Raw genomic sequence first — 5,141 nt, forward strand, 5'->3', positions numbered from 1 at the left:
CGACGCTGAGCGTCTTGCGGCACTTGAAGCTGTCGAGCGATTGACTGGACACGGAAGTACAATCCCCTGTTTGGAAACCGGATCGGGCGATCGCGGCTCAGGCTGAACAGTGACGGCCGGGCATGGCCCTCAGCGGGCAGGTCCGGCCCCGGCGGACGGTCCGGCCCGCGGCGACCGCATCGGCGGCGCCAGACGGGCCCGGGCCAGCCTCCGGCATGGCAAGGCAGTGGCTTTTCATGATCGCCGGACCGCGGCTGCGGCCGGGCGGGAAAAGCAAAGCGGTGTGCGTGCTGCAACGGGAGAATTGCGCGCTGAGAAGGCCGCGCGCGGCCGGTCGGAAGCAAGGCGCCGGTTTCATCGGCCCCGGAACCGGCAAGCGGCCCCGCCAGACCGGCCGCCCCGCTGCAGGCGATCCTGCATTCGGACGGACGGGGCGGAACACCGCGCAGCACCGGGCCAGATGAGCGGGCCGGGCCTCTTGGCCGTCCTCGCTGATGGCACGCCTGTATGGCCACCGCGCCGAAGCGTCGTCGCGGGTTGGCCTGTTCATAACAAATCCCGTCGCGTCCGACCAGATCCACTCTGGAAGAGTTCGAGGCCGGAGCACTGAGGCGGAAGGTCGCTGCACGACAGCGGGCCATGATGCAGCAGACCCTGATGCGGCAGGCCGTGTTGCAGCAGGCCTTGCCAGCGGCCGGCGGGCAGCGGAAACTGCCCGGCGCGGGCCCGGGGACGGCTGCCGGGGGCTGCGTGCCGCTCCTGCTGCCTCGCCGTCGCGCCGCAAGCCGGCCCTGCCGCTCATGAGACCACCGCCGCCACTGCAACCATCGCTGCTGCAACCACCGCTGCTGAAACCGCCATCCCTGAAGCCGACACCGTGACCGACGCCGCGCGCTGCATTTCCGTCCCCTCCGCCGGCCCTGCGCCGCCGCAGCGGCTGCCGGCCGCCCGATTCGGGCGCTGCCGGGCGGTGCGGGCAGAAGGACGACTTATTCTTTTTCCAGACCGGAGAGTGGAATGCCGGACCGGCGGGGTCAATTGCGGGAAGCCGCGATTTGCGCGCCGCGCCGCGGCCGCGATGCGTGACCGGATGCCGCGCCCGCCGGCCGGAGCCGGGCGATGAGCCCGGCGGCGGGCCTCGTCGTCGCCGGGCTCTGCGCCGAACGCGGCGGCCGGCCGGTGCTGGAGGGGGTGGCCTTTCACGTCGGAGACGGCACTGCGCTGGCGGTCACCGGCGCCAACGGCACGGGAAAATCCACACTGCTGCGCGCCATCGCCGGTCTGGTGCGGCCGCAGGCCGGGGCGATCCGCTTCCGCGGCGCCGCCCTGCCGGCCGCCGCGCTGCACTATCTCGGCCACCGCGATGCCCTGAAGACGCCCCTGACGGTGGCCGCGAACCTGAATTTCTGGCTGCGCTGGCAGGCCCCGGCCACTGGCCGCGCCGCCCGGGCCGCCCGCCTCGACGAGGCCCTGACCCGCACCGGCCTCGGCACGCTGGCCGATCTGCCGGCCGGCCATCTTTCCGCCGGCCAGCGGCGTCGGCTGGCGCTGGCGCGCCTCATCGCCGTGCCGCGTCCGCTGTGGCTGCTGGACGAGCCGACGGCTTCGCTCGATGCGGAAGGCTGCGCCCTCGCCGGCCGGCTGATGGCCGCCCATCTCGCCGGCGGCGGCGTCATCGTGGCCGCCACTCACGATCCGCTGCCGGGCATCGCCTGCGCCCGGCTGCATCTGGAAAGCCCTGCCGACGATGCGTGATCTGGCCGGCCCCCTCGCCGCGCTCTACGGGCGCGACCTCGCCCTCGGTCTGCGCAGCGGCGGCGGCGCGCTGATCGGCGCGCTGTTCTTCCTGTGCGTGGTGGCGATGCTGCCCTTTGCCGCCGGGCCCGATCTGGCACTGATGGCGCGCATCGGCCCGGCCATCCTGTGGCTCGGCGCGCTGCTGGCGACCCTGATCGGGCTCGACCGGCTGTTTCAGGCCGACAGCGACGACGGCACGCTCGACCTGCTGCTCGCCGGCGAGGTGCCGCCCGCCCTCGTGGTGCTCGCCAAGGCGGCCGCGCACTGGACGGCGGGCGGGCTGCCGCTCATCGCCGTCGCCCCGCTGCTGGGGCTGATGCTGAACATGGCGCCGGGGGCCATTGCCACCACGGTCGCCGCCCTCGCCCTCGGCACCCCGGCGCTGACGCTGACCGGCACCATCGGCGCCGCGCTGGCCGCCGCCCTGCGGCGCGGCGGGCTGATCGTGCCGGTTCTTGTGCTGCCGCTGTCGGTGCCGGTGCTGGTCTTCGGCGTTGCCGCCAGCACCGGCACAGCCGGCACCGGCCCGTTCGCGGTGCTGGGCGGTCTCTTTCTGGCCACGCTGGCCGGCGCCCCGCTGGCCGCCGCCGCCGCCCTGAAGGCGGGCGAGGGTTAAGCGACCAGTCCCGCCACCTCCAGAATGAGGCGGACGTTGAGGATGACGATCAGCGCGGCGGTGATCGCCGCAAGGCCGGTCATCCACAGCGGCGCCACCAGATCGCCCATCTTGCGCCGGTCGGCCGTGAACATCACCAGCGGAATGACCGCAAAGGGCAGCTGCAGGCTGAGCACCACCTGACTGAGAATGAGCAGCTCCGCCGTGCCGCGCTCGCCATAGAGCAGCGTCACCACGATGGCCGGCACGATGGCGATGGCGCGGGTGACGAGACGGCGCACCCATGGCCGCAGGCGGATATTGAGGAACCCTTCCATCACGATCTGACCGGCGAGGGTGGCTGTCACGGTGGAATTGAGCCCGCAGCCAAGCAGGGCGACGGCAAACAGCGTCGGCGCGATCGCCGCCCCCAGCAGCGGCTCCAGCAGCGCATGGGCCTGCGCGAGGTCGGTCACGTCATATTGCCCGTGGGCGTTGAAGCTCGCCGCCGACAGCACCAGAATCGCGGCATTGACGAAGAACGCCACGCCGAGCGCCAGCGTGGAATCCCACGTGGCGAAGGTCACCGCCTCGCGGCGCTCGGCCGCCGTCTCGCCGAGGCGGCGGGTCATCAGCACCCCGGAATGCAGGTAGAGATTATGCGGCATCACCGTCGCCCCGATGATTCCGAGGGCGAGGTAGAGCATGCCGGGCTTTTCCACGAGATCGGCGGTCGGCGCAAAGCCGCGGATCACCGCGCCCCAGTCGGGATGGGCAAGGGCGATCTGCACGATGAAGCACAGCGCGATCACCCCCAGCATCGCCACCACGAAGGCCTCGACCCAACGGAAGCCGACCGTCTGCAGGAACAGGATCAGCGCCACATCCAGCGCCGTCAGCAGCACGCCGATTTCCAGCGGAATGCCGAACAGCAGGTTGAGGCCGATGGCCGTGCCGATGACCTCGGCCAGATCCGTGGCGCAGATCGCCAGTTCCGCCAGCAGCCACAGCATGTTTCCGACCGGCCGCGGAAAGGCATCGCGGCAGGCCTGCGCCAGATCGCGGTCGGTGGCCACGGCCATGCGTGCGCAGAGCGCCTGCAGCAGCATCGCCATCAGGCTGGACATCAGCACCACCGACAGCAGCGCCATGCCGAAGGCCGATCCGCCGGCAAGCGAGGTCGCCCAGTTGCCGGGGTCCATGTAGCCCACGGCCACCAGATAGCCCGGGCCCAGAAAGGCCATCGCCCGCCGCCACAGCGGCGCGCCGCGGCGCGCCCCGATGGTGCCGTGCACCTCCGACAAAGACTGCCCCTGCCGCGCCTGCCGCCACCCCGGGCCGGCGCCGTCCGCCGGCGTCATATCGTTCATCATGCTTACCCGCAGAAATCCGCCCGCAGAAACCCGCCGTCACCGTCCACGCTTCGCCCCGCACCGTCGGATGACAGCGGTGCCGCACCCGCCGCTTTTCCGCCGGTGGTGCGGCCGGCCCGCCCGTCCGCAGAGGACCGGCGACGGCAGACAATATCTAAATGCGACTTAATTGCAAACTAAACTGCTCCATAGTGGCTGTCGAGCCCCCGCGAAGCAAGGGCCGGTGCGGACCGGCGGCCTTTGCCGGAGCGGACAAAACGCCTAAGACTGGAAGCTGGCCCCGCGGTCCCGCGCGGGCCGGCCCGGTCCGCTGCCCAACCGTGCACCGCTCAACCGTCTGCGGCTCAACCGTCCGCCCTTCACCTGCGACTGCTGTCCATGGTCTTTGTCCGCCTTCTCAGCGCCGCCGGCGCACTGGCCAGTCCGGCCCGCTTTCAGGCCTTTGCCGGGCAGGTGCTGCCGTGGCTGTGGACGGCGGCCGCCGCCACGCTGGCCGCCGGGCTGTGGCTCTCGTTCCGCGCGCCGCCCGATTACCAGCAGGGCGAGACGGTCCGCATCATGTATGTGCACGTTCCGTGCGCCTGGCTGGGCATGGCCGCCTACGTGGCCATGGCGGTTTCGGCGCTCGGCACGCTGGTGTGGCGCCATCCGATGGCCGATGTCGCCGCCCGCGCCACCGCGCCGCTCGGCGCCGCCTTCACCCTTCTCGCCCTCGTCACCGGTTCGCTGTGGGGCAAGCCGATGTGGGGCACCTACTGGGTGTGGGATGCCCGCCTCACCTCCATGCTGGTACTGCTGCTGCTCTATCTGGGCCTGATGGCGCTGTGGGCGGCCTTTGAGGATCCCGCCCGCGCGGCGCGGCCGGCGGCCGTGCTGATCCTCGTCGGGGCCATCAACATTCCCGTCATCAAGTTTTCGGTGGACTGGTGGAACACCCTGCACCAGCCGGCCAGCCTGCTGCGCCGCGGCGGGCCGGCCATCGACCCGGCCATTCTTGTGCCGCTGCTGGTGATGGCGGCCGGCTTCACGCTGCTGTTCCTCGCCCTGCAGCTGATGGCGATGCGCAACGAGATCCTGCGCCGGCGCATCCGCGCTCTGTCGCTGCGCGTGGCGGCCCGGCCGGCGCGCGGCGTCGTCGCCAGCCCCGCACCCGGACCGCTGCCGTGAGCCCGCTTGCCGATCTCTTCACCCTCACCGCCCGCCATGCCGGCTTCGTCGTGGCGGCCTATGCGCTCACGGCCCTGACCGTTGGCGGCCTCGTGGTGCATCTCGTCGCCGGCCACCGGCGCCTTCGCGCCCGGCTGGCGGCGCTGGAGGCCCGCGCCGGGCGCGGAAAGCCGGCATCATGAGTCTGCCGCCCTCCGAACCGGCCCCGC

At 71.9% G+C, this 5,141-nt stretch carries 5 protein-coding genes; 4 read left to right on the forward strand and 1 reads right to left on the reverse strand.

The window, feature by feature from the left end:
* The first annotated feature begins 1,119 nt into the window (after window positions 1–1,119).
* Both ccmA and ccmB read left to right on the forward strand, forming a co-directional pair.
* Window positions 1,120–1,755 (forward strand): heme ABC exporter ATP-binding protein CcmA, encoded by a 636-nt coding sequence (ccmA, locus tag V7067_RS13605; protein ID WP_334176446.1) that lies wholly within the window; start codon window positions 1,120–1,122, stop codon window positions 1,753–1,755.
* Window positions 1,748–2,413: a heme exporter protein CcmB gene (gene ccmB / locus V7067_RS13610; protein WP_334176447.1), complete on the forward strand. Its 666-nt coding sequence runs from the start codon at window positions 1,748–1,750 to the stop codon at window positions 2,411–2,413. Before ccmA ends, ccmB begins: the two co-directional genes overlap by 8 nt.
* Here the strand turns inward: ccmB and V7067_RS13615 are convergent.
* Window positions 2,410–3,762 carry an Nramp family divalent metal transporter gene (locus V7067_RS13615; RefSeq protein WP_334176451.1) on the reverse strand — a complete coding sequence of 451 codons (1,353 nt, stop codon included), beginning with the start codon at window positions 3,760–3,762 and terminating at the stop codon, window positions 2,410–2,412. The genes ccmB and V7067_RS13615 overlap by 4 nt on opposite strands.
* Before the next feature lie 381 nt (window positions 3,763–4,143).
* On the opposite strand from V7067_RS13615, the gene V7067_RS13620 reads away from it, so the two are divergent.
* Together V7067_RS13620 and ccmD are read left to right on the forward strand one after the other, a co-directional pair.
* Window positions 4,144–4,932: a heme ABC transporter permease gene (locus tag V7067_RS13620; RefSeq protein WP_334176448.1), complete on the forward strand. Its 789-nt coding sequence runs from the start codon at window positions 4,144–4,146 to the stop codon at window positions 4,930–4,932.
* The gene (ccmD, locus tag V7067_RS13625) at window positions 4,929–5,114 is read left to right on the forward strand and encodes a heme exporter protein CcmD (protein ID WP_334176449.1); all 186 of its coding nucleotides are present in this window, start codon (window positions 4,929–4,931) and stop codon (window positions 5,112–5,114) included. The genes V7067_RS13620 and ccmD overlap by 4 nt, the downstream gene beginning before the upstream one ends.
* The last annotated feature ends 27 nt before the right edge of the window (window positions 5,115–5,141 follow it).

The organism is Pseudoxanthobacter sp. (assembly GCF_036822375.1).
Lineage (GTDB): Bacteria > Pseudomonadota > Alphaproteobacteria > Rhizobiales > Segnochrobactraceae > Pseudoxanthobacter.

Excerpts from the sequence above, each read along its gene's own strand:
- ccmA (WP_334176446.1), top strand. The coding sequence starts at position 1,120 with ATGAGCCCGGCGGCGGGCCTCGTCGTCGCCGGGCTCTGCGCCGAACGC.
- V7067_RS13615 (WP_334176451.1), bottom strand. The coding sequence starts at position 3,762 with ATGAACGATATGACGCCGGCGGACGGCGCCGGCCCGGGGTGGCGGCAG.
- V7067_RS13620 (WP_334176448.1), top strand. The coding sequence starts at position 4,144 with ATGGTCTTTGTCCGCCTTCTCAGCGCCGCCGGCGCACTGGCCAGTCCG.
- ccmB (WP_334176447.1), top strand. The coding sequence starts at position 1,748 with ATGCGTGATCTGGCCGGCCCCCTCGCCGCGCTCTACGGGCGCGACCTC.